Here is a 22218-nt window from a genome sequence, read left to right as displayed (position 1 = left end):
CATGCCTTTTGTTGAGATCACCGGGTCGCGGCTGTTCTACTCGGAGTGGGGGCGGGGCCGGCCGGCTCTGTTCGTGCACGCCTGGGGACTGACCGGCGACATGTGGGCGTATCAGGTGGCGCATCTGGGCCGGGCCGGTCTGCGGTGCATCACGGTCGACCGGCGTGGGCACGGCCGCTCGGATCGGCCCTCCCTCGGGTACGACCTGGACTCGCTCGCCGACGACATCGCCGCCGTCATCGAGGGCCTCGGCCTCGACGACGTGCTGCTGGTCGCCCAGTCCATGGGTGCGGCCGAAGCGGTTCGCTACCTGACCCGCCACGGTGACACCCGCATCAGCGGACTGGTCCTGAGCGCGCCGACCACACCGTTCCTGGCGTACGCCGAGGACAACCCGGACGGCGTCACCCCCGAGATGACGGCCGCGAACGAGCGTGAGCTGCTCACCGATGTGGGTGCCTGGATCGACGCCCGTGCCGCCGGGTACTGGGGCATCGGCTACGACGTGTCGCCCGCGCTGATGGACTGGACCGCTCGCCAGATCCTGGACACCCCGGTCCACATCCTGGTCGAGACGACCCGCGCGTTCGCCACCGCGGACCTGCGCGGCGAGCTCGCCGCGCTGCGGGTGCCGACGCTGGTCATCCAAGGCGACGCCGACACCTCCGCGCCGATCGAGCGCACCGGCCGCCCGAGCGCCGCATTGATCCCGGACAGCACGCTCGTCGTTCTTCCCGGAGCTGGCCACGGCCTCTACATCAGCGAGCAATCCCGCTACAACACCGAACTCCTCGAATTCGCCACACGCACCGGGAGAAACTCGATGGCGCGGGAAATGCGTGACCGTTAGCGTTGTCGACATGAGCCAGAACAGCGGGAGCGGAACCCATCGCCGCATGCATCGCCAGGTCGCGCGGCGCCGCTAGCTGTTCTCTCGTGCAGTGGCTCAGCCGCCCGACCTGCCCAGGTCCGGCGGCTTTTTTGCGCGCCGGGCACTGTCGTGGTGACCATGGTGTAGCGGGCACGCACAGCCGGTTGTGATCCGGCAGGACAGGGTTCGAATCCCTGTGGTCACACCCCGCGCCGGTAGCTCAACGGATCAGAGCATCTCACTTCGAATGAGAGGGTTGGGGGTTCGAATCCCTCCCGGCGCACCATTCTTCAATTGCACAGGGCGTGGTAGCTCAATGGGAAAAGCGCGGCTCTCATAAAGCCGAGGACGCCGGTTCGAACCCGGCCCACGCCACCGTAGAGTCGAGCACGTGTACGTACTCCACGACCAGACCCCGACACCCGAGGACTTCGTGCGCCTGCGTGCGTGCGCCGGGCTGAGCCCCCGGTCGATCGAGGCCGCCCGGCGCGGCCTGCCGCGCAGCTGGGCCTCCGTCATCGCCACGATCGACGGTGGCCCGGTCGTCGGCATGGGCCGGCTCATCGGTGACGGTTCGCTGGCGCTGCAGGTCGTCGACATGGCGGTCGAACCCGAACACCAGCGCCGAGGCATCGGCCGCCGCATCCTGACCAGGCTGCTGGAGCTGGCGGCACAGAGCGAGCCGGACGTCTACCTGTCGCTCGTCGCCGACCCACCGGGGCAGGCCCTATACCGCGAGCTCGGATTCACCGGGTTCGCCCCGTCGATCGGCATGGAGCTGTACGGGCCGAGTACGAGTCCCGCACTCATCACGAGGTCATCGACGCCTCCCGGGCAGTGACCGGCTCGTTCGCGGTATGCAGCGCCGGCAGGCGGCCCAGCAGCCGCGCGGTCAGTGCGTAGCCGAGCAGCACGATGAGCGTGCAGCTCACCGAGGGCACCGTGACCTCGGGCAACAGCAGATAGATTCCGAACCCGGCGACCACCCAGCCCACGGCCAGCCAGTTGAACCCGGACCAGTACCAGTAGCGCCCCTTCCGGTCGAACAGCTCCGGGACGACGATGCTCATCCGCTTGCCGAACAGGTAGTCGGCGATCAGCACACCGGCGACCGGCGCGAAGAAGTTCCCCATCACCGTCATGAACCCGGTGAACCCGTTGACCAGCTCGGGCAGCAGCGACAGCGCGATGCCGATCACCGCGAGCCCCAGCGTCGCCCAGAACCGGCCGAGCCTGCGCACGATGTTCACCAGCGCCAGCCCCGCCGTGTACAGGTTCAGCACGTTGATCGTCCAGTTGTCCAGCACGATGTAGAGCAGGACGACACCCAGCAGCAGCGGGTTGTGCGTGATCTGGGCGAGCACGTCGAACGCGTTGGCGTTGCCACCCGATGCGGCCGCCGCGTAGCAGCCCACGAACGCGGTGATCAACGTGCCGATCACGGCGGCGGCCATCGTCCCCGCCCACATGTCGACCCGGCTGCGCGAGTAACGGCAGAAGTCGCTGGCGTTGGTGATCATCGAGAGCCAGGCGGACACCACGCTGCCCAGCCACAGTGCGATCAGCGGCCACTGCCAGGGGATGTGCCCCGCGAACCCGAGCACCTCGCCGGGGGAGTAACCCGGCGCATCGTTCGTCATCAACACCACGATGAACACGACCGACAGCAGGATCTTCACCGGGAACGCGACCCGCGACAGCACCTTCACCGAGTCGTAGCCGATCAGCGCCACCGCGGCCTGTATCACCGCGAACAGCACGCTGACCAGCGCGAAGCTGAACGTCTGGCCGGTCAGCCCGCGCAGCACCGCGATGATGCCCAGTGCGCCGGCGACCGTCTGGAAGGCGAACCAGTAGACCGAGCTGATCATGTGCAGGGCCGAGGGGATCCACTGGGCGCCGCGCAGCCCGAAGGTGATCCGGGTACCGACCTGACCGGGCAGCCCGTAGTCGACACCCACCGTTGCCATGACCGAGTACGCGGCGAACGCGACGACGATGCCGCCGGTCATCGCCGCGACCGCCGCCCAGAACGGCAAGCCCGCCGCGACCGCGCCGCCCGCGATCAGAATCATCCCCGGGTTGATCAGGAAGTTCAGGATCATGAACGACACGTCCCACCAGCGGACGGTCTTCTTCTCGTCGGGGATCGCCTCGACGCCGTACTGCTCGATGCCCTTCGGCTGCCGGTACCGGCGAGCCAGTGCCTCCTCGGACTCGCTCATGGCCGGACCCCGCAGTACTCGATCGCCGCGGCGGCGTACACCTTCGCGGTGTCGACGATCGACTCGACGTCGACCCACTCGTCGGGACCGTGCGCGTCGGCACCCAGCGCGCCGTAGATCAGCGGGACCGCGCCCGTCGGGCGGTAGAACGCGCCGTCGCACACCGCGACGAACCCGGTGACCTCGGTGGTGTGGCCCAGCTCGGCGCGCTGACGCCGGATGCTGTCGATGACCGGGAAGTCGACCGGGGTGTCGAACGCGGGGAAGTGCAGGTCGCCCAGCTCCCAGCGCACCTGTGGGGGATGGGCGCGCAGCCAGGAGTCCTGCGCGGCCCAGTGGGCGACGAACTCCTCGAACTCGGCCCGGATCCCCTTCGACGTCTCGCTGGGCAGGTACTTCAGGTCGAAGTCGAGCACCGCGACGTCCGGTGTGGTCGCCGGGTTCGTCATCGTCACCGGAAGACCGTCCTCTCCGATGCCGGAGCCGACCTGGACCACACCCGGATTGATCGTGGTGATGCCCGGCGGCAGCAGGGGGTGCGCCGGTTTCCGGCAGCCCCAGTCGCGCTCCAGCTGGCCCACGGCGGTGAGGAACCGCGCGGCCAGCTCCGCCGCGTTCACCCCGGGCCGCGTTCGGTCGCTCGTGTCGCGCTGCGGATAGATGTCGTTGTAGCGCCAGCCGGCGTGCGCGCTGAGGCCCCGGATGGTGACCCGCACCCACTCCAGCCCGGGCTGGCACGGCATCACCTGGCCCTGGGTGGGCTCGCCGACGATGACGGCCGACGCCGTGCGGCCCCGCCCGACCAGGTCCTTCGTGCCGAACCCGCCCGCCTCCTCGTCGACCACACTGTGTACCTCGAGGCGCCCGTCCAGCTCGATGCCGCACTCGTGGATCGCTCTCGCCGTCGCGACCGCGGCCGCGACGCCCGCCTTCATGTCGTAACCGCCGCGCCCGTACAGCCTGCCGTCACGCAGCTCGGCACCGAACGGATCGGTCGACCAGGTGGCGCGGTCGCCGACCGGCACCACGTCGATGTGCCCGTTGAGCACGAGGCTGCGCTCGTCGGAACCGGCGTGGAAACCGTAGACATTGGGCCGGTCGGGCACGACGTCGTACTGCTCGACGGTCATCCCGGCATCGGCGAGGTACCCCGCGACGACCCGCTGGGCATCGGCCTCCCGATTGATGCCCGCACCGGTCTCGAACTTCGGGTTGACCGTCGGAATCCGCATCAACTCCCTGGTCAGCGCAATCGGGAACTCTCGATCCCGCTCGAGGAGCGCGGTCACCATCCGGACTGCGGCGGCTGTCTCCATCACGCCTCGATTCGCTGGGAGCCTGGACGGATTCGATGTTAGACATATTACAGAGTGACGGTCAATACGAGTTTCTGGTAGGTTTGTTACAAGATTCGGGGGGAGGCACGGATGAGTACGGACAGCGGTCCGGGGAGTACGCCGATCACCGCGACGGTTGCCGAGCGCACCCGCCGTGGTCTGGCGCAGCTGAGCCACAGTGAGCTGAAGGTCGCGCGTGCCCTGCTCGCGGCCTATCCGGCGGCGGGTCTGGAGACGGTCGCGCAGTTCGCGAAACGCGCGCACGTCAGCGCGCCGACGGTGCTGCGTTTCCTGACCCAGCTGGGGTTCGGCAACTACCGGGAGTTCCAGGACACGTTGATCCGGGAGGTCCACGAGGAGATGGGCTCACCGCTGCGGCAGATCACCGCAGCCGACGGCGGGCCGGGGGAGCGGGGCGGGACCTCAGCGGCCGCCAAGCACTACTCCGAGGTCCTGACCAGCTCTTTCGATGCGCTGCCCGATGCGGAGTTCGACCGGGCCGTCGCCTTGCTGAGTGATCCCCGGATGCATCTGCACCTGCTCGGCGGTCGGTTCAGCCAGGTGCTCGCCGACTATCTGGCCTTCCATCTGGTCCTGATCCGCTCCTCGGTGCGCGGTGTGCCGGAGGCGGAGCTGGAGCGCATGACGATGCTGCTGGAGCTGGGCCAGCGCGACGTGCTGGTGCTGTTCGACTACCGGCGCTACGACCAGGAGATGGTGCTCTTCGCGCACGAGGCGGCGGCGCGTGGCGCGCACGTCGTCCTGTTCACCGACCCGTGGATGTCGCCGATCGCGCAGGTCGCCGAGATCGTGCTGCCGTCCAGGGTGGAGGCGCCGAGCCCGTTCGACTCGCTGGTCCCGGCCATGGCGGTGGTGGAGACCGTCGTCGCGGCCGTCACCGAGGAGCTGGGCGAGGCCGCGCGGACCAGGCTGCGGGCGATCGAGTCGCTGTCCAGGCCACCGGGCAGTGGGTGAGGTGATCATGACCGGCACCGTGTTCGTGGCGACCTGCGACCTCGCCGGGCTCACCAGGGGCCGCTCGGTTCCCGGCGCCGAGCACGACGCCGTGCTGCGTCGCGGCGTCGGCTGGGTACCGGCGGACCTGGCGCTGACCTGCTTCGGCGGCATCGCGGAGGACAACGTCTTCGGCTCGACCGGTGACCTGCGGTTGATGCCCGACCGCGCGACCGGCGTGGTCATCCCGGAGAGCGACGGCCATCCGGCGGTCCGGCTCTACCTCGCCGACCAGACCCTGCCCGACGGCACGCCGTGGCACTGCGATCCACGCACGGTCGCCCGCTCCGCGCTCGCCGAGCTGCGCGAACGGGTCGGGCTGGAGGTCGTGGCCTCGTTCGAGCACGAGTTCACGGTCGCCGGCCTGGAGCCGACCGCGCCGTTCTCCTTCGCGCGGCACCGCGCGGTCGAGCCCTTCGGAACCGAGCTGGTCGAGCTGCTCGGCGAGGTGGGGCTGGCGCCGGAGACCTGGCTGCCCGAGTACGGGGAGAACCAGTTCGAGATCACGCTCGAACCGTGCGACGGCCTGGTCGCGGCCGACCGCGCGGTGCTGCTCAAGGAGCTCGTGCGTGACCTGGCGCGGCGCCGGGGCCATCGGGTCAGTTTCGCGCCGCTGCTCGATCCCGAAGGCAGCGGGAACGGCGTCCACCTGCACCTGTCCCTCCGGGACGTGAGCACCGGCCGGCCGGTGCTGCTCGACGAGACCCGTCCGGGCAGGCTGTCCGAGGTCGGCGCCCGGTTCGCGGCCGGCATCCTCGCGCACGCCCGCGCGCTGACCGCGATCACCGCGCCGAGTCCGACGTCGTTCCTGCGCCTGACCCCGCACCGGTGGAGCGTCGGCGGGGTTTTCCTCGCCGAGCGCAACCGGGAGGCGCTGCTGCGCATCTGCCCGACCAGCACGGTCGGTGGCGGGCGGGCCGATCAGCAACTGAACCTGGAGTACCGCGCCGCCGACGCCACCGCCAACCCGTGGCTGGTACTCGGCTCACTGGTCCGCGCCGGGCTCGACGGCATCCTCGGGGAGACGGACGAGCCGATGGTCTGGCCGGAGGACACGACCGAGGCGCAGCTGGCCGAGGTGCTCCCGCTGCCCGCCACCCTGGCCGAGGCGCTGGGCGAGCTGGAGCGTGACGAGACCGTGCTCGGCTGGTTCCATCCTGACCTGGTGCGCACCCATCTCGACGTCACCCGCGCGCAGCTGGCGGTGGTCGAGGGCCTCACCGCCGAACAGATCTGCCGGAGGGTTGCCGATGTCTACTGACCTCAGCGCCGACCTCGACGCCATCGCACTGGTCGACCACCACGTGCACGGGCCGCTGCGCGGGTCGGTGACCAGAGCCGGGTTCGAGTCGTTCATCACCGAGTCGGACCGTCCGGTGCCGCCGTGGATGACCCAGTTCGACTCCCAGCTCGGCATCGCCATCCGGCGGCACTGCGCGCCGCTGCTCGGACTGCCGGTGCACGCGCCGGCCGAGGACTACTGGGCGGCGCGTGCCGAGTTCAGTCCCGATGAGCTGACCAGGAGGTTCCTCGGCGCCAGCGGCACCGGGCACTGGCTGGTCGAGACCGGGTTCCGGGGCTCGGAGATCCTCGACCCGGCCGGGATCCGGCAGCACGTGGACGGCCGGGTCGATGAGATCGTCCGGTTGGAGACCGTGCTGGAGTCGGTGGCGCCCGGTGCCACAGCCGGCGGGCTGGTCGATGCGTTCCGCGACGAGCTGGCCAGTCAAGCCGCCGGCGCTGTCGGGCTGAAGAGCATCGTCGCCTATCGGTACGGGTTCGACTTCGATCCCGACCCGCCGTCCGACACCGAGATTCACCGTGCCGCCGGCGCATGGCTGAGCAGCGGAGACGTCACCCGCGTCGACGATCCGGTACTGCTGCGGATGCTGCTGTGGGAGGGCGTCCGCACCGGGTTGCCACTGCAGCTGCACGCCGGCTACGGCGACCCGGACGTCGAGTTGCACCGGTGCGACCCACTGCTGCTGACCCGCTGGCTCAAGGCCATCGAAGGCTCCGGGACCGATGTGCTGCTCCTGCACTGCTACCCGTTCCATCGCAACGCCGGCTACCTCGCGCAGGCCTTCGCGCACGTGTACCTCGACGTCGGGTTGGCGATCAACTACACCGGCGCACGGTCCTCGGCGGTCATCGCGGAGAGCATGGAGCTGGCCCCGTTCGCCAAGATCCTGTACTCCTCCGACGCCTGGGGTCCGCCGGAGCTGCACTACCTGGGTGCTGTCCTGTGGCGTCGAGGTACGGCGGCAGCCCTGAACGCCTGGGTCGAGGAGGGGGAGTGGTCGCGGGCGGACGCCGTGCGGGTGGCCGCGATGATCGGCGGGGACAACGCGCGGCGGGTGTATCGGCTGCGTGATGACTGATCTGTTCGACGAGCTGACGGCGCAGCTCGCGGCGGCTCATGCGTTGCGTCGGCGGCTGCACGCGTCGCCGGACGTGTCCGGCGACGAGAGCGCGACCCGAGAGACGGTGCTGAGTGCTCTGCCCGCCGGGGTCGGCTCGGCCGGGGTCGCCGGTACCGGGGCGGTCGTGCGGATCGGTGGGCCCGGGCCGGCCGTCGGGTTGCGCGCCGAGCTGGACGCACTCGAGGTCACCGAGACGACCGGCATCGAGTGGGCGTCGCGGCGCACCGGGTTGATGCACGCCTGCGGGCACGACGTCCACCTCGCGGCGGCGGTCGCGGTCGCGCGCGCCGTGCACGCCGTGGGTGGTCCGGCTCCGCTGTTGCTGGTGCTGCAGCCGCGCGAGGAGTCCTACCCGTCGGGGGCGCGGGACGTCGTGGAGAGCGGCGCGCTGGCCGTGCACGGGTGCGCGGCAATGATCGGCGCGCACGTCCAGCCGGTGCTCGCACCGGACGTGGTCGCGTGTGTGCCCGGCGGGGTCAACGCCTCCTCCGACGAGTTCGAGCTGCTGGTCACCGGGGAGCCCGGCCATGCCGCCTACCCGCACCTCGCGCGCGACCCGGTGCATGCGCTCGCTCAGATCGTCGTCGCGGTGCAGAGCATCGTGAGTAGGAACCTCGACCCGATGAGCCCCGCCGTCGTCGGCGTCTCGTCCCTGCGGGCGGGCGCCGCGGCGAACGTCGTGCCGGGCACCGCGCACGCGTCCGGCACGATCCGCGCCCTGTCGCCCGAGACCAGGCTGCTGCTGCACCAGCGGGTCACCGAGGTGGCCGAGGGCGTCGCGCGGGCGCACGGCTGCGAGGCGAAGGTCAGCGTGACCCACGGCGAACCGGTGCTGACGAACGACCCGGCCCTCGCCGAGCTGGCCGCCGGCCAGCTGCGGCGCCGAGGGCTGACCGTCTGCGAGACCTTGCGCTCGGCGGGCGCCGACGATTTCTCCTACTACGGCGAGCAGGTGCCGTCCCTGATGCTGTTCGTCGGCACGGACACCGACGTCCCCCTGCACAGCGACACCTTCCTGCCCACCGAATCCGACCTGGCCCGAGTGGCGACCACGATGCTCGCCGCCTACCTGGCAGCAGCCGACCACCTGACCAACCCCGCCCCGACCCGATAACACCGCACCCCGCGCACCTCCCCTCCACCCCGCGCACCTCCCGTCCACCCCGCGCTAGGTGCACACCGCGCGCTGTGACCGGAAGGTGCGCGGGGTCGGTACGACGTGCGAGGTCGGGCGTGAAGTGCGCGGTCTGGGCGTGCGATGCGCGGCGCGGAGCCGGACACGTGGCGCGGACCAGGACGCGTGGGCCGGATGCGTGGCGCGTGGGCCAGGTACTGGCGTGCGACGAGCCAGGCTGACACCGCGCATGTTCCGTCCACGCCGCGCTAGGTGCACACCGCGCGGTCTGACCGGATGGTGCGCGGTGTCGGCAGGAGGTGCGCGGTGCGGAGCCGGGTGCGTGGCGCGTGGGCCGGGTGCGTGGCGCGTGGGCCAGGTACTGACGTGCGGTGGGCCAGGCTGACACCGGCCGACCCCGCGCACGTTCCGTCCACACCGCGCGGTGTCTACCTAGCGCGGTGTGGGCGGGACGTGCGCGGTGTGGCCGGGACGTGCGCGGGGTGGGCGGGAGGTGCGCGGAGTGGGATGGGGTCAGCGGATGTCGGATCCGTAGATGTGGTCGACCGTCATCGTCATCAGGACTCTGCGCTCGGCGACCATGGCCGCGCGGTACTCGTCCCAGTCGGGGTGTTCGCCCGCCGCGGTGCGGTAGTAGGTGACCAGCGCCTCGACCTCGGGGCCGTGCGGATCCGTCCCTGGGCCGGTGATCGTCGCTTCGCCCTCCGCGGTGGCCCAGGTCCGGCCGTCGGCGCCGGTGACCTCGAGCGTTGCTCTCGGGTCCCGGCGCAGGTTCACGGTCTTGGCGCGGCCCTCGGTCATCGAGACGTGGATGACCCCCGCCGACCGGTCGTAGTAGGGCATGACAGGGGAGAGCTGCGGCCGGCCGTCCGACTTGATCGTCGCCAGGATGCCGAGCCTGCTCTCCTCGAGCAGTGCGTACGGGTCGAATGTCGTCATGTCCGGGACAACTCCCGGCGGGCTGCCCGCTGTTCCCGAAATCACTCGGGTGGCTGGGACTCCCCGGGGTAGAGCTCCGCCATTCTGGCCGTCGCCAGCTCCAGGACACGGGCTGAGGCCTTGCTGACGTGGCCGGAGTCGTAGGGCGGCTGGGGGTCGTACTCGATCATCAACTGCACGACCTCGGCCTGCTCCGCGCCGTACAGCTCGCCGACCAGCCACAACGCCAGATCGATCCCGGCCGAGACGCCCGCGGCGGTGACGATCCTGCCGGAACGCACGATGCGTTCCTCCGGGCGGGACTCGGCGCCGAACTGCGAGAGCAGAGGCTGCGCCACCCAGTGTGTCGTCGCGGGGTGACCGTTGAGGATGCCGGCCATCGCGAGCAGGATCGCGCCGCCGCACACCGAGGTCGTCCACCGGGTCGTCTCGTGCACGCCGCGCAGCCAGTCGACCAGCTCACCCACCCGGGCGTCCTGCACACTCACGGCCGGGACGAGCACGATGTCCGGCGACGGCGTCTCGGCGAAGGAATGGCTCGCAACCAGCGACAGCACCCCGCCGTCGGTGAGGACCGGACCCGGTTCATGGCTGACGAACCGGACCTCGGCGTCCGGCAACAGCCGGAGCAGCTCGTAGGGTCCGACGACGTCCAGCGCGGTGACGCCGGGGGCTAACACGAACGCGATCTGAGTCATGCGACATCTCCTTATCGTTGGGCCTGTTTCGCGCGGAGTTTTTCTGTGACCACCCCGGCTCGCTAACGCTCGCTGGGGTACTCCCAGAAAAAAACAGCTCCTCCGTCGCTGAGCGCGCTTGTTGGAACCTTGGGAGCCGCCCTGACAGCTGGCGAGTCTGGTTGCGGACATTCACGGCGCCGGCCTTCGCCGGATCTCCTATCGGAGACTCGCGGAGCCGGCTGTACGACGGCTTGCACTGGCACTTCAGTGCGCCACCCCCGTGGTCGAACCGGGGCGGATGATCATCAGGACGACCACGACCGCCCAGGTCAGCGCAAACAATCCGGCGACCATGCTCATCCGAGCCAGCACCGGCGACGGGTCGCCGCCACCGTCGAGGAGGTCGACGACAGCGGCCTGGCCGGGCAGCAGCACGAGCGCGAGCAGGCCGGCCGCCACCGCCGTGAGGGCCATCGAGACCACCAGCCAGGACTGCAGCAACACCCCGAGCGCCGCCCCGACGGCGATACCGAACACCGGGACGCTGACCCCGAGCACCGCGTAGCTCCGGCTGATCCGGTGCAGCAGGTCGAGCACGCCGCGTGCTCGGTCCGAACCGTCCACCGCCGCACGCGCGTAACGGGGGAACAGGCTGGTGGCGACCGTGACCGGTCCGATGAAGATGATCGATGCCAGCACGTGGATCGACAGGAGGAACGCTTTCACAACTTGTAGTCTAGCTATAAGTGTGGCTTCAAGCTAGCCTTTTGGCCGTGGGGGAGACCGAGACCCGAGCGCCGCTACTGGTGTTCTCGACGACGATGCGGCTGATCGCCGTCGGCCGGGAGATGCAGCGCAAGCTGGAGGCCGAGCTGGCCGAGCTCGGCCTGACCATGCGTCATCTCGGCGCACTGGGGCATCTCTCGCACCGGCCGGACCTGTCCTACAGCGACCTCGCCCGGCGCTCCGGCGTCACGGCGCCGAGCATGCTCGCCACTGTCCGCGCGCTGGAGAGTCTGGGCGCGGTGAGTCGTACCTCGTCGGGGCAGGGGCGCGCCGCGCAACTGGAGATCACCACGTCCGGCCGGGAGCTGCTCGCCAAGGTGCGCACCATCGTCGCGGACCTCGACGGCGAGTTCCTCGGGCCGTTCGACGAGGACCAGCGAGCCGCACTGGACGCAATCCTCGCCGCGAACACGAAGCCCCCGTCCCGCTGAGGGGTGCGCGGGGGCCTTTCGGGCAACTCTGCGCACCTTCGTGCTGTGTCGCACACGTCCGGACATGTGCGACGCAGCACGAACGTACGCAAAGTGGGCCCCTGGGGTTCGGGACGCTAGGCGCGCAGGCCGGACAGCATCGCGGTCAGCAGGTCGACCAGCTCGCGCAGGGTCTGCTCCGGGTCGTCGGCCTCGGCGACCATGAGGGCGCCCTCGCCGATCGCCGCGCAGCACAGCCGGGACAGCGGTTCGACCGGGCGGCGAGCGAGTAGCCCCTCGGTCATCACCTGCTCCACCAGCTGATCCAGCAGCCGGCCCGCGTACTGGCGGTCGAGCTCGCGCCAGCGGGACCAGCCGAGCGCGGCCGGGCCTTCCTCGAGCACGATGCGCCGGTACCGGTCGGTCGCGCTGGCCTCGAGGTACTTGGTCATGGCGTCGATCGCGAACCGCCAGAGCTCGTCGGGCCCTTCGGCCTGCCCCACCTCGGCGATCAACGTGGTCATGGTGTCGGTCGCGACCTGGGCGAACACCGCCTCGAACAGGGTCTGCTTGTCCTTGAAGTGGCGGTAGACCGCGCCCTTGGTGAACCGCGCCGTCGCGCCCACCGCGTCCAGGGACGTCGCCTGGTACCCGCGCTCGATGAACAGCTGCTCGGCGGCGCGCAGCACGGCGTCGCGGGTCTGCTGCACGTATTCCAGGCGTTGGGGCTTGACGTCAGTCACGATACCTACAGTACAGTGCGATACTGTGAGTATCAGCGATGTGCAGAGTATCGAGGTTCACGAACAGGTCGTCGATGCATTCGCCCGGGGCTGGCTCGACCCGACACCGGACGCCTGGGACGAGCTGCTCGACGCCGACGTCGTGCTCAACCAGCCGTTCCTGCGGTGCGGCCGGGGCGCCCAGCTGTGGCGCGACGAGGTCGCGCGGCTGCTGGCGTTCCTCCCGGACGTGCGCGGTGAGGTCCTCAGCTGGGCCGGCCGCGACGACGTCGTGTTCATCCACATGCGGGTCAGCGGCACGGCGGGTGGGCGGGAGCTGACCTTCACCGCGACCGACCGCCTGGAGCTCGACCTGAGCCGAGGCGTGGTCGTCCGCAGGGACTCCTATCTCGACCCGACCCCGGTGGCCGCCACCTTGCTGACCCGGCCGGGCGCGTGGCTGCCGTGGTGGCGCTCCGGCGTCGGCCCGGTGCTCGGCCGACGGAAGTTCCTGACGCCACGATCCGAAGGAGAAGCGATGACCAGCGACTACAGCCGACAGATGACCCGAGCCCTCGGTGTGACCCGGATGGTGGTCGGGCTGACGACCGTCGCCCGCCCCAGTCTCGCCGCGACGGTCCTGTCCTCCGGTGGCGATCGCTCCGGCGACGGCGTCGACACGGCGGTCGGCCGGATGTTCGGCATCCGGGACGCGGCACTCGCCGCCGCCACCTTGAGTGCCGACCCCGCCGTGCGCGGCACGGGCCTGCGGCTGGGGGTGGTCGCGGACGTCATCGACGCGGGCGCGGTCCTGCTCAGCAGGCGCGGCGGCGTGACCGGGCGAGGCAAGGTGCTGCTCGGCGGCGCCGCGGCGCTCTTCGCGCTCGCCGGGTTCTCGGCCCTGCCTAGGCGTTGAGCCGCGGCTCGTGTCCCAGGGGATCGTGAGTGTTGAGGCTGGCTATAGCAAGCCTCAACACTCACGAGCTGTGAGCTGGGGACGCAAGGGGGCGGTCACCGCCCGGACGGGCTGTGCAGGGCTTCGGCGACCCAGGTCATCGCCCGGGTGACGGCTGACCGGGACTGTTCGGTGTGGTCGGCGCTGTCGAAGCCGTGCTGCCCGTCCGGGACCTCGATGATCTCCAGCCCGGGGCCGGCGGCGGCCACGAACGCGTCCTGCCCGGGCACGAACTCCGGGAACTCGTGGCCGACCCGGGTGAGCAGCAGCTTCGGTGACGGGGACGTCACCGAGGCGGCCACGTCGAACCGGGACTCGACACCCCATCCGGGCGGTGGTGTGAGCGCCGGATAGGTGAACGCGACACAGCGCAGCCACGGCGGTGGGGCCGCGAGCCAGTCGGCCGCGAGCAGGGAACCGCCGGAGAAGAACCACAGCGCGACCGCATCCGGGTCGACGCCGTCGAGGCCGCGGGCCTGCTCGACGGCCGACTCGACGTCCTTCGCCGCGACCGGGTAGTCGGTCGTGGCCCGCAGCCGGTGCTCGATCGTCACGCCGATCAGCCCGGACGCCGCGGCGAGCGCGCCGTAGCCGAGGAACGTCGGCCAGTCCCTCGGCCCCGGTTCCATGCCGGGCGGGATCGGGCCGCCGTGCACGAAGACCACCACCGGGCGCCGTCCACCGGAGGAACCGGGCGCGGTGTGGACGTCGATCGTGCCTCGACGTTCACGGTCAGCGGGCTCGGGGGAGAGCACAAAAGGCTGCATGTGCGGGGCAGGCATGGCGCTACTACAACAGGCCGGAACCCGTGAGGACAGCGGAATTCAGCGGCTCAGCTGGACTCGCTGGGCCTGCGGGGACCGGCGGCACCGGCCGTGGAGACCGTGCCGAGGTCTTTCGCCACCCGTAGTGCGAGCTGAGCCAGCTCACGGAGACCCGGGCGATTGAGCAGGCGGCCCACATCCTCGGCGGCCCGGGCGGCCGAGTCAGTTTCCGCTGGCTCCTTCATGCCGCCCGAGATACCCGCCCCATTTCCGGTTGAAACGCACAAATGGTGATGTCAACAGCACAGCGACGGAGGTCACAGCACCTGACTCACGTGGTAGGCGACCCCTCCGTCGACCAGGTATCCCGAGCCCACGCAGACGATGTCGTTCAACCACGCGTACTGCGGCGAGCCGGTCTCGAACAGCGGGTTCGTCCGGAAGTAGTCGTCCGGGCCGGTCGGTTCACCTCCGGTTCGCGGCGGGGTGAGCCAGCGGCCGCCGTAGGTCATGTGCACGAGGGCGTCGTCGTGTGTGCGCAGCGTCAGCCGCACATCCAGCAGCATCGCGCCGTCGGAGCGGAACAGCGCCCAGTCTCCGCCACCGCCGGCCACTACGGTGCCGTGCAGCCGGGGTCCTTCGAACGAACCGCCGGTCGCGCCGAAGAGGATTCGCCTGCCGAACGCGCCCTCCCCGAAGTCGAGCGGCGCGGCCAGGTCGACCACGACGTCGAACAGCGGAACGGTCTTGATCTCAGCGACTGCCTTGATCCGCGGGTCCATCAGTTCTCCCCGAACAGCGTGCGGCGCACGGCGTCGGTCGAGACGCCGGACTGGGCACACAGCGACGACAGGTCGAAGAAGAACCGTTCGCTCGCGATCAGGTCGTCGGCGAAGGCGAACTGGATGAACACCGGCAGCTCGGCCCGGGTGCCGTTGGGGGAGACACCGAACGCCTCGCCGGTCATGGTCATCCGCGCGGTGCCCCAGCAGACCAGCGTCTCACCGTCGTCGGCGTGACCGTGGAGGGCGACCTCGTAGTCGGGAAACACGGCGAAGAAAGCGGTCAGCGCGTTCGCGTTCTCGGCGAGACCCTTCGCCGTCGTCCCGAACGCGGACTCCAGGACCATGTCGCGGTGCAGGAACGTCAGTGCCGAGGGCACGTCCCGCTTGCTCTTCGCCACGGCCAGCCCTTGTGCCAGCTCGAACATTCGCCGGTTGTCCATGGTGCTCTCCTTCGTCGTGTTGAACTAACTATACGACCGGTCGTATAGTTAGTTCAAGCGGCGTGGGAGGATGCGGTCGATGAGCGAACGTCCTGACCAGCGTCTCGTGCGCGGAACCCGAGCGAGACGGACCATCACCCGCCACGCCGTCGATGTGGCGTCGGTCGAGGGGCTCACCGGGCTGAGCATCGGCAGGCTCGCGACCGACCTCGGGCTGAGCAAGAGCGGCGTCCAGGCACTGTTCGGCACGAAGGAAGCGCTGCAGCTCGCCGCGATCGACCGGGCGCGCGAGGAGTTCGTCGAGGCGGTCGTCCGGCCCGTGCTGGACGTGCCGCCCGGCGTCGAGCGGCTGCGCGCGCTGGTCGAGAGCTGGATTCGCTACGTCGAGACGCCACTGTTCCCCGGCGGGTGCTTCTGGGTGGCGAACATCGCGGACTTCGACAGCCGCCCCGGCCCGGTTCGTGACGCGCTGGCCTCGGACCAGGAGGCGTGGCGCGCCGGCCTCATGGCGGAGCTGCGCGCTGCCGTCGACGCGGGTGAGATCGCCGACCTCGACACCGAGCTCGCCGCGTTCCAGATCGACGCCGTGCTGCGCGCGGCGAACACCGCGCTGCGTCTGGGCGACACCGGCGCGGTGGCCAAGGTCCGCCGCGTTCTCGACGGACTACTCCGGCACTGACCTGCGCCGCTCGTCCAACGCCGTGCGCACCGCCTCGTCGTAGCTCATCGGTTCGAACCCGACGATCGAGCGGATGGCGTCGTCGCGCACCACGACCTCGTTGGCCATCGAATCGATCAGCGACCGCCCGGTCCCCGGGTCCACGTCGGTGATCAGCCGCAGCCACAGCGACGACAGTCGAGGGGTCAGCAGCGGAACCGGCACGATCAGCCGTCGCCTGCCCTGGATCGCCGCGACCCTGCGCATCATGTCGACGTAGGCCAGCACGTCCGGCCCACCGATGTCGAACGAGCGACCGGCCGCCTCCGGCTTGTCGAGCACCCCGACCAGGTAGCGCACGACGTCGGCGACCGCGATCGGCTGGGTCCTGGTCCGCACCCAGCGCGGGGTGATCATCGCCGGCAGGTGCTCCACCAGCTGCCGGGTCAGCTCCCAGGAGATGCCGCCGTGGCCGACGATGATCCCGGCGCGCAGCACCGTCACCGGGACACCGCCGTCACCGAGTAGTGTCTCCACCTCGCGCCTGCTGCGCAGGTGCGCGGACAGCTCGTCGCGGTCGTCGCCGAGACCGCCGAGATAGACGATCCGCTCGACCCCCACCTCGGCCGCGACCTGCCCGAACCGGGACGCGGCCTCGGCGTCGCGCCGCTCGAAGTCGTTCTCGCCGAGCGAATGCACCAGGTAGTAGGCGGCGTCGCAGCCGGTGAGCGCGCCGCGCAGCGAGTCGGCGTCGCCGATGTCACCGTGCACCGCCTCGCCGGCACCGGTGTAGGAGTCCGGGCGCCGGGTCATGGCGCGCACGGTGTGCCCGGTCTGCTCCAGCGCGGGGCACAGGCGCGTACCGATGAACCCGGACGAGCCGGCCACCAGGACCTTCACGCGGTCGCCCCCGGCCGTTCCAGCGGACGGGGCCACCGCTGGTCCAGGACCGTGCCCAGCTGGGCGATCGTGTCGTCGGCGAGTGAGTTCAGTGCGCCCTTGAGGAACGGTTCGGCGAGCATGGCCAGTCCGGTGAACGCGAACCGCGCCCGGTAGTGGATGCGGGTGCCGCCGTCCTCCTCGACGAACACGAGGTCGTCGCTCGACCGCACGGTCTTGTTCTCACCGGTGAAGGTCAGCCGCGCGGGTTCGCGGCGGACCAGGGTGTAGGTCAGCTCGGTCTCCTTGCCTCGGAACCGGGAGACGTTGCGCCACCGCGTCCCGACCGTGATCGGCCCGGGGTCGATGCGGGTGCAGCTGACGGTGCCGGAGTCCCACAGCTCGGCGTGGGCGAAGTCGGCCAGGAACTCGACGACCGCATCGACCGGGCCTTCGGTCCGGGCGGTCCGTTCGAGAGCGATCATCGGCGGGGTCCTTGTCTCACGACGGATTTCTCGGGGTCGGGACTCAGCAGCGAACCAGGCCGGGGGTGGCCGGCCGCGCCGAGCTGGTTCATGCGTTTCGGGACCGGGGCACCCTGGTAGGCCAGCTCGACCGGATGACCGTCGGAGTCGATCCCGCCCAGCGGCTGGTGGATCTCGACGAACGCGCCGCTGGGTAGCCGGGTGATGATGCCGGTCTCGATCCCGTGCTCCAGCACCGCACGATCGCCGCGCTGCAGCCCGACGCAGAACCGGTAGGTGACCCAGTAGGCCAGCGGCGGCAACAGGAACAGCCCGATTCGGCCGATCCAGGTCATCGCGTTGAGCGAGATAGCGAACTTCAACGCGATGATGTCGTTGCCCGACGCCGCGAGCAGCCACGCGTAGAAGACGATCGCCATGACACCCAGCGACGTGCGCACCGGGACGTCCCGGGGGCGCTGCAGCAGGTTGTGGCTCGCACGGTCCCCGGTGAACCGCCGCTCGATCGACGGGTAGGCGCCGGCGAGGGTGAAGATCAACGGGATGAACAGCGCGGTCGGGATGAACACCGCCGGCACCAGGTAGTCACCGATCTGCAGCTCCCATGGTGGCCACAGCCGGGGCATGCCGTCGGTGAAGCCCATGTACCAGTCGGGTTGTGAACCGGCCGAGATGTGCGCGGGGTTGTACGGCCCGAAGTTCCAGATCGGGTTGATCTGGAACAGCCCCGCCATCAGGCAGATGACGCCGACGCAGGCGAGCAGGAACGCCCCGCCCTTCGCCGCGAACACCGGCAGGATGCGGACGCCGACGACGTTGCGCTCGGTGCGGCCGGGCCCGGGGAACTGCGTGTGCTTCTGGTACCAGACCAGCCCGACGTGGACCGCGATCAGCGCGAGCAGCAGCCCCGGCAGCAGGAACACGTGCACGATGTAGAGCCTCGGGATGATCTCGGTGCCGGGGAACTCGCCACCGAACAGCGCCCAGTGCACCCAGGTCCCCATGACCGGAACCGACAGCGTGATGCCCGAACCGATGCGCAGCCCGGTGCCGGACAGCAGGTCGTCGGGCAGCGAGTAACCGCTGAACCCCTCGAACATGCCGACCAGGATCAGCACCACGCCGATGACCCAGTTGGTCTCGCGCGGTTTGCGGAAGGCGCCGGTGAAGAACGTCCGGAACATGTGCACGAGCATCGAGGCGAGGAACAGCAGCGCCGCCCAGTGGTGCACCTGGCGGACGAACAGCCCGCCGCGCACGTCGAAGGAGATCTGCAGCGCGCTCTCGTAGGCCCGGGACATCGACAGGCCGCGCAGGTTGTCGAACGAGCCGCCGTAGGTGACCTCGCGCATCGACGGGTCGAAGAACAGCCCCAGCCAGGTGCCGGACAGCAGCAGCACGATGAAGCTGTACAGCGCGATCTCGCCCAGCATGAACGACCAGTGCGTCGGGAAGACCTTGTTGAACTGTCTGCGCAGGCCGGCGGCGGGGTGGTAGCGCTGGTCGAGCTCGTCCAGCGCCCCGGCGACCTTCGCCCGTGCCGCGCCCGACGAGCGCGTCGGTGTCGTGAGACCGCTCATGACCCCGCCTCCTCACATGTCGGCAGGAGACAAGCGTTGCACAAGTTGCGCAGTCATGCATCGCTTACGCATCGATTTGGCGCTGACCTGGCCCTTCCGGTGCGCGCTGAAAGGTCGACCGGCTGCGCGGCAACCGGTCGTTGGCGATGAGCACCGCCATCCAGGGCAGCGGGATCGACAGGCAGATGACGGCCGCCGCGAGCCACGGGGTGTTGTAGAGCAGCGCACCGACGATCAAGCACGGGATGCGGAACGCCATGAGCATGCCGTACCGACGCTTGCGGGTGGCCAGCTCGTCGTCGTAGGACCGGGCGGCGTCGGTGATGACGGCCGCCGGCTGGCGTGGGGATCGACTGATCTGCCCACCTCCGGTTAGTGGGGGCTGGAATCCTGAACCCTACGCCGTTGAAGTGCTCCTGCGTCGTTTCCGCAACGAACCACCCGGTCAGTTCGTGAGTGTTGGGTGTGGCTATAGCCATACTCAGCACTCACGAGGGTGGAGGCTCAGGTCGTGGCGGGGTGGGTTGCTCCCAGGGTGAGCAGGACCGCCTCGCGCAGGGAGTCGGCCAGGATGACCTCGGACGGGAGGCGCTGCTCGGCCCAGCCGGAGCCGGCGGCGATGATCGTCGTGGCGGTCGAGGAGCCCGAGGTCAGGGCACGCAGGGCGGAGGCGCGCGCGGTCCGAGGGGTCTGCGCCCACACGACCACCGCCGCGGGGGTGATGCGGCGCACCGCGTCCGCGAGCGTGTCCGATGGGGTCGCCGCGCCGAGCATCCGGACCAGCACCCCACGTTCGGTCAACGCCGCGCACAGCGCGTCGAGACCCAGGGTGTGCCGTTCGTCCTCGGCGCAGGCCAGCAGTGCGCTCCGCCCACCGGGCCGGGCCTCGCCGGGGGACACCCGGTGCAGCGCGGCGGTGATGGCCCAGGTGAGCAGGTGCTCGGCGTCGATGCACTCGCCCGACGCGGCGGTCCGCAGGCCCAGCTCGGTGACCGCGGGCAGGCAGATCGTGTCCCAGGTGTCGATCACGCCGTGCACCCGGAGGTGCTCGGCGACCGCGGCGCTGATCGCGATGCTGTCCAGTCTCAGCGCCGCGCTCACCAGCCCGGCCACGGCGCGCGTCGCGCCCGGTGAGCGCGGCCGATCGGGCTCGGCGACGGGTGCGGCGGTCGTCACGGGCTGGTGCTGCACCCAGTGGGCGGCCTCAGATGGTGCGACGCCCTGGGCGATGAGCTGGCACATCTTCTCGAGCCGGGCGATGTCGTTGGCGCCGTAGCGACGATGCCGGCCCGAGGCGTGCTCGGTCGGCTCCAGCCCGTAGCGGCGGCTCCAGCTGCGCAGCGTCGAAGCGGCCACGCCCAGATGGCGGGCCACCGCTCCTGCTGTCCAGCCGGGCGTCCGCGCCGCCACCGGGGCCGCGTCCGCCGCGACGTTCTCCGCGACCACGCCACCATCGTGACAGACCGCGCCTCGAAGTCAGCGGATCTGGCGTCCCGCCGGTGCGGAGACGGGTGGGAGCTTGAACGGTAGCGCGGTCACCGAGACCGTGTCGTGCACCACGACCCTCGGAGGTGAGGCCGGCGTGAGGCCGAAGAAGAACACCAGCTGGACCGTGAGGTAGCCGAGCGCCACGACCATGCCGAGCAGCAGCGCGCCCATGCCCAGGGAGAGTTTGCGTTTCCTCGACCGGTCGGTCTTCACCCAGGCCGCCGTGTCGGGCTGCCACACCTCGTCCGGCGCGCCGTCGTCCGGTGGCGGCAGGACCGCATCGGACTCCGAGGCCAGTAACTCGCTGATCACGGTGTGCACCGCCGCCGCGGTGTGCACCCGGCCCGGCGTCGCGCCGCCGAGCGCGCCCAGCGCCAGCTCGGACACCTCGGCGGGCACACCGGGGCGGAGCGTGTCGGGCGACACCGGGGTGCCCAGCGCGTCCCGGGGTGCCGGGGTGAGACCGGTCAGCCGGGCGGCGTTCGTGTTGGTCCCGGACAGTCCGGTCAACAGTGCGTACAGGATCGCGCCGAGACCCCGGACGTCACTCTCCGCGGTCACCGACGGTCCGGGCAGCGCGAACGCGATCCGCGCCTCGCCCCACGGGGTGATCCGCACGCGCTGCGGATGCGCGCAGCCGAGCACCAGTCCCTGGCGGTGCGCGGCGACCGTCGCCTCGGTGAGCGGCGCGAGCATCTCCAGCACCGCGGCCGTGCGCAGCGGCGTACCCGAGACGGCCTCGGCGAGACTGCGCCCGCTCACCCACTCGGTGACCGCGAGCCCGTACACATCAGTGGGCAGCTGGTCGTACCCCGTCCCGTCGTGGCGAAGCACCTCCAGCACGCGCGCACAGCCTGGATGCTCGAAGTGCCCCCACCTCGTCGCCCGGTCCAGCACGTCCGCCGCGCGCCTGCCGCCGTCGGTCCTGCCGGTGTCGCACAGCACGGTCAGTCCGACGTCGTGCCCGGACACCGTGTCCTTCGCGCGCCAGAACTCGGCGTCCGCCGACTCGTCGCCACCGACCTGGACGAGCAGTCGGTAGCGGCCGGCGAGCGTCGCGCCAGGCCCTCGGCGGACCAGCACCGCCGTCGCCGATCCGGTCGGTCCCTTGTGCAATTCGTTGATCACGCTTGACTTCCCCCGGCACAGCCCGGGCGTCGTGGAAGCAGCGCTGGCCACACTCACGCTGACAAACCTCCACGGCCCCTACATATGGCCAACGCTCGGGACGGCCGATTCGTTGCGGCTCAACCACCGATCGAGCCGCAAATGTGATGGGTTCGGCGCGTCGTGCGGACAGAGCCTCGGATGGTGGCCTCACGGATTCCGCGCGCCGCGACGGAATATTTCTCTGGCAATCAATTCACCGCGCAATGTCGGTGGGCGTTTCTCGGCCATCTGTCGCCCGCCCGGGTGGCCATCCGTGGCCGGTCTTCGATCACGCGGCCATCGGCCATTCGGACATGTCACGACGATGGCCGTGGCCACGATCGGCAGCCGGGAGTCGTGGCCGTGACCGAGCCGCCGGCGGTCAGTGGCACCGGCCACATGGCCGGCCGCGCCGGCCGAGGGAGGCCGGAGGAGACCGGCCGCTCACCGCGCCGGACGGGATGCCGGTCCGGCGAACCACGATGATCGCCAA

The 22218-nt window shown here is 70.4% G+C and carries 25 protein-coding genes and 3 tRNA genes; 12 read left to right on the top strand and 16 right to left on the bottom strand.

What is annotated here, in order from left to right; all coding sequences use genetic code 11:
- The first annotated feature begins 1 nt into the window (after nt 1).
- The 5 genes from G406_RS47400 (at nt 2) to G406_RS47395 (ending at nt 1712) form a co-directional block, all read left to right on the top strand.
- Complete coding sequence (locus G406_RS47400) at nt 2–850, top strand: alpha/beta fold hydrolase (RefSeq protein ID WP_051342198.1); 849 nt, start codon at nt 2–4, stop codon at nt 848–850.
- Nucleotides 851–1003: 153 nt separating this feature from the next.
- Nucleotides 1004–1076 (top strand) — tRNA-His (locus G406_RS0116390).
- Between the two features lie 4 nt (nt 1077–1080).
- Nucleotides 1081–1157 (top strand) — tRNA-Arg (locus G406_RS0116385).
- Between the two features lie 16 nt (nt 1158–1173).
- A tRNA-Met gene (locus tag G406_RS0116380) sits at nt 1174–1246 on the top strand.
- A gap of 16 nt (nt 1247–1262) precedes the next feature.
- Complete coding sequence (locus tag G406_RS47395; protein ID WP_051342213.1) at nt 1263–1712, top strand: GNAT family N-acetyltransferase; 450 nt, start codon at nt 1263–1265, stop codon at nt 1710–1712.
- On the opposite strand, the gene G406_RS0116370 is transcribed toward G406_RS47395, so the two are convergent.
- Both G406_RS0116370 and G406_RS0116365 read right to left on the bottom strand, forming a co-directional pair.
- The gene (locus G406_RS0116370; protein ID WP_028934658.1) at nt 1681–3096 is read right to left on the bottom strand and encodes a purine-cytosine permease family protein; all 1416 of its coding nucleotides are present in this window, start codon (nt 3094–3096) and stop codon (nt 1681–1683) included. The two genes, G406_RS47395 and G406_RS0116370, sit on opposite strands and share 32 nt — an antisense overlap.
- Nucleotides 3093–4412, bottom strand: a complete 1320-nt coding sequence (locus G406_RS0116365; protein ID WP_037076979.1) for an ArgE/DapE family deacylase — start codon at nt 4410–4412, stop codon at nt 3093–3095. Before G406_RS0116365 ends, G406_RS0116370 begins: the two co-directional genes overlap by 4 nt.
- Before the next feature lie 111 nt (nt 4413–4523).
- Here G406_RS0116365 and G406_RS0116360 point away from each other — a divergent pair, with 111 nt between their 5' ends.
- The 4 genes from G406_RS0116360 to G406_RS0116345 are packed head-to-tail and all read left to right on the top strand — an operon-like array spanning nt 4524 to nt 8984.
- Nucleotides 4524–5408 carry a MurR/RpiR family transcriptional regulator gene (locus G406_RS0116360; RefSeq protein WP_051342197.1) on the top strand — a complete coding sequence of 295 codons (885 nt, stop codon included), beginning with the start codon at nt 4524–4526 and terminating at the stop codon, nt 5406–5408.
- A 7-nt stretch (nt 5409–5415) separates the two neighbouring features.
- The gene (locus G406_RS0116355; protein WP_037077003.1) at nt 5416–6708 is read left to right on the top strand and encodes a type I glutamate--ammonia ligase; all 1293 of its coding nucleotides are present in this window, start codon (nt 5416–5418) and stop codon (nt 6706–6708) included.
- Nucleotides 6698–7828 (top strand): amidohydrolase family protein, encoded by a 1131-nt coding sequence (locus G406_RS0116350; RefSeq protein ID WP_028934654.1) that lies wholly within the window; start codon nt 6698–6700, stop codon nt 7826–7828. Before G406_RS0116355 ends, G406_RS0116350 begins: the two co-directional genes overlap by 11 nt.
- Entirely contained in the window at nt 7821–8984 is a 1164-nt protein-coding gene (locus G406_RS0116345; RefSeq protein WP_028934653.1) for a M20 metallopeptidase family protein, read from the top strand. Before G406_RS0116350 ends, G406_RS0116345 begins: the two co-directional genes overlap by 8 nt.
- 534 nt (nt 8985–9518) lie before the next feature.
- Here the strand turns inward: G406_RS0116345 and G406_RS0116340 are convergent.
- The 3 genes from G406_RS0116340 to G406_RS0116330 all read right to left on the bottom strand — a co-directional run bounded on the left by G406_RS0116340 (nt 9519) and on the right by G406_RS0116330 (nt 11350).
- A complete protein-coding gene (locus G406_RS0116340; RefSeq protein WP_028934652.1) occupies nt 9519–9944 on the bottom strand; it encodes a PPOX class F420-dependent oxidoreductase in 426 nt (141 codons plus the stop codon).
- A 41-nt stretch (nt 9945–9985) separates the two neighbouring features.
- Nucleotides 9986–10642 carry a DJ-1/PfpI family protein gene (locus G406_RS47390; RefSeq protein WP_037076977.1) on the bottom strand — a complete coding sequence of 219 codons (657 nt, stop codon included), beginning with the start codon at nt 10640–10642 and terminating at the stop codon, nt 9986–9988.
- 246 nt (nt 10643–10888) lie between these two features.
- Complete coding sequence (locus tag G406_RS0116330; RefSeq protein ID WP_028934651.1) at nt 10889–11350, bottom strand: hypothetical protein; 462 nt, start codon at nt 11348–11350, stop codon at nt 10889–10891.
- A gap of 47 nt (nt 11351–11397) precedes the next feature.
- On the opposite strand from G406_RS0116330, the gene G406_RS54080 reads away from it, so the two are divergent.
- Entirely contained in the window at nt 11398–11841 is a 444-nt protein-coding gene (locus G406_RS54080; protein ID WP_028934650.1) for a MarR family winged helix-turn-helix transcriptional regulator, read from the top strand.
- 116 nt (nt 11842–11957) lie between these two features.
- Here the strand turns inward: G406_RS54080 and G406_RS47380 are convergent, their stop codons facing one another.
- A complete protein-coding gene (locus tag G406_RS47380) occupies nt 11958–12563 on the bottom strand; it encodes a TetR/AcrR family transcriptional regulator (RefSeq protein ID WP_051342195.1) in 606 nt (201 codons plus the stop codon).
- 25 nt (nt 12564–12588) lie between these two features.
- Here G406_RS47380 and G406_RS55205 point away from each other — a divergent pair, with 25 nt between their 5' ends.
- Complete coding sequence (locus tag G406_RS55205; protein ID WP_064742942.1) at nt 12589–13458, top strand: nuclear transport factor 2 family protein; 870 nt, start codon at nt 12589–12591, stop codon at nt 13456–13458.
- A gap of 95 nt (nt 13459–13553) precedes the next feature.
- Here the strand turns inward: G406_RS55205 and G406_RS47370 are convergent, their stop codons facing one another.
- From G406_RS47370 to G406_RS47365, 4 genes are all read right to left on the bottom strand, one after another.
- Entirely contained in the window at nt 13554–14279 is a 726-nt protein-coding gene (locus G406_RS47370; RefSeq protein WP_211241172.1) for an alpha/beta hydrolase, read from the bottom strand.
- A 50-nt stretch (nt 14280–14329) separates the two neighbouring features.
- Nucleotides 14330–14506, bottom strand: coding sequence for a hypothetical protein (locus G406_RS56930; protein WP_156934938.1), 177 nt, complete (start codon nt 14504–14506; stop codon nt 14330–14332).
- Nucleotides 14507–14578: 72 nt separating this feature from the next.
- Complete coding sequence (locus G406_RS0116305) at nt 14579–15043, bottom strand: DUF3237 domain-containing protein (RefSeq protein ID WP_037076975.1); 465 nt, start codon at nt 15041–15043, stop codon at nt 14579–14581.
- Nucleotides 15043–15486, bottom strand: a complete 444-nt coding sequence (locus G406_RS47365; RefSeq protein ID WP_037076973.1) for an ester cyclase — start codon at nt 15484–15486, stop codon at nt 15043–15045. Before G406_RS47365 ends, G406_RS0116305 begins: the two co-directional genes overlap by 1 nt.
- A gap of 79 nt (nt 15487–15565) precedes the next feature.
- Here G406_RS47365 and G406_RS0116295 point away from each other — a divergent pair, with 79 nt between their 5' ends.
- Entirely contained in the window at nt 15566–16165 is a 600-nt protein-coding gene (locus tag G406_RS0116295; RefSeq protein WP_245607134.1) for a TetR/AcrR family transcriptional regulator, read from the top strand.
- Here G406_RS0116295 and G406_RS0116290 read toward each other — a convergent pair.
- The 6 genes from G406_RS0116290 to G406_RS47355 all read right to left on the bottom strand — a co-directional run bounded on the left by G406_RS0116290 (nt 16151) and on the right by G406_RS47355 (nt 21704).
- Nucleotides 16151–17044, bottom strand: a complete 894-nt coding sequence (locus G406_RS0116290) for an NAD(P)H-binding protein (protein WP_028934647.1) — start codon at nt 17042–17044, stop codon at nt 16151–16153. The two genes, G406_RS0116295 and G406_RS0116290, sit on opposite strands and share 15 nt — an antisense overlap.
- On the bottom strand, nt 17041–17508 hold the full coding sequence (locus G406_RS0116285; protein WP_028934646.1) for an SRPBCC family protein: 468 nt from the start codon (nt 17506–17508) through the stop codon (nt 17041–17043). Before G406_RS0116285 ends, G406_RS0116290 begins: the two co-directional genes overlap by 4 nt.
- Nucleotides 17505–19088 (bottom strand): cytochrome bc1 complex cytochrome b subunit, encoded by a 1584-nt coding sequence (qcrB, locus tag G406_RS47360; protein WP_051342193.1) that lies wholly within the window; start codon nt 19086–19088, stop codon nt 17505–17507. Before qcrB ends, G406_RS0116285 begins: the two co-directional genes overlap by 4 nt.
- Nucleotides 19089–19152: 64 nt before the next feature.
- Nucleotides 19153–19413, bottom strand: coding sequence for a DUF3099 domain-containing protein (locus G406_RS0116275; RefSeq protein WP_281172455.1), 261 nt, complete (start codon nt 19411–19413; stop codon nt 19153–19155).
- Nucleotides 19414–19592: 179 nt separating this feature from the next.
- Nucleotides 19593–20534, bottom strand: coding sequence for a MerR family transcriptional regulator (locus tag G406_RS0116270; protein WP_051342192.1), 942 nt, complete (start codon nt 20532–20534; stop codon nt 19593–19595).
- 30 nt (nt 20535–20564) lie between these two features.
- On the bottom strand, nt 20565–21704 hold the full coding sequence (locus G406_RS47355) for a protein kinase family protein (protein WP_051342191.1): 1140 nt from the start codon (nt 21702–21704) through the stop codon (nt 20565–20567).
- Between the last annotated feature and the right edge of the window lie 514 nt (nt 21705–22218).

Source organism: Actinospineispora spinosispora DSM 44797 (assembly GCF_000429025.1).
GTDB lineage: Bacteria > Actinomycetota > Actinomycetes > Mycobacteriales > Pseudonocardiaceae > Pseudonocardia > Pseudonocardia spinosispora.
Note: the sequence above shows the minus strand (reverse complement) of the source record. Positions and strands in the feature narration are given on the sequence as shown.

Coding starts and splice junctions, on each gene's coding strand:
- G406_RS0116370 (WP_028934658.1), bottom strand. CDS start 3,096: ATGAGCGAGTCCGAGGAGGCACTGGCTCGCCGGTACCGGCAGCCGAAG.
- G406_RS0116350 (WP_028934654.1), top strand. CDS start 6,698: ATGTCTACTGACCTCAGCGCCGACCTCGACGCCATCGCACTGGTCGAC.
- G406_RS0116340 (WP_028934652.1), bottom strand. CDS start 9,944: ATGACGACATTCGACCCGTACGCACTGCTCGAGGAGAGCAGGCTCGGC.
- qcrB (WP_051342193.1), bottom strand. CDS start 19,088: ATGAGCGGTCTCACGACACCGACGCGCTCGTCGGGCGCGGCACGGGCG.
- G406_RS0116285 (WP_028934646.1), bottom strand. CDS start 17,508: ATGATCGCTCTCGAACGGACCGCCCGGACCGAAGGCCCGGTCGATGCG.
- G406_RS0116295 (WP_245607134.1), top strand. CDS start 15,566: ATGAGCGAACGTCCTGACCAGCGTCTCGTGCGCGGAACCCGAGCGAGA.
- G406_RS0116355 (WP_037077003.1), top strand. CDS start 5,416: ATGACCGGCACCGTGTTCGTGGCGACCTGCGACCTCGCCGGGCTCACC.
- G406_RS47370 (WP_211241172.1), bottom strand. CDS start 14,279: ATGCCTGCCCCGCACATGCAGCCTTTTGTGCTCTCCCCCGAGCCCGCT.
- G406_RS0116360 (WP_051342197.1), top strand. CDS start 4,524: ATGAGTACGGACAGCGGTCCGGGGAGTACGCCGATCACCGCGACGGTT.
- G406_RS47365 (WP_037076973.1), bottom strand. CDS start 15,486: ATGGACAACCGGCGAATGTTCGAGCTGGCACAAGGGCTGGCCGTGGCG.
- G406_RS0116305 (WP_037076975.1), bottom strand. CDS start 15,043: ATGGACCCGCGGATCAAGGCAGTCGCTGAGATCAAGACCGTTCCGCTG.
- G406_RS47390 (WP_037076977.1), bottom strand. CDS start 10,642: ATGACTCAGATCGCGTTCGTGTTAGCCCCCGGCGTCACCGCGCTGGAC.
- G406_RS0116345 (WP_028934653.1), top strand. CDS start 7,821: ATGACTGATCTGTTCGACGAGCTGACGGCGCAGCTCGCGGCGGCTCAT.
- G406_RS0116365 (WP_037076979.1), bottom strand. CDS start 4,412: ATGGAGACAGCCGCCGCAGTCCGGATGGTGACCGCGCTCCTCGAGCGG.
- G406_RS56930 (WP_156934938.1), bottom strand. CDS start 14,506: ATGAAGGAGCCAGCGGAAACTGACTCGGCCGCCCGGGCCGCCGAGGAT.
- G406_RS47400 (WP_051342198.1), top strand. CDS start 2: ATGCCTTTTGTTGAGATCACCGGGTCGCGGCTGTTCTACTCGGAGTGG.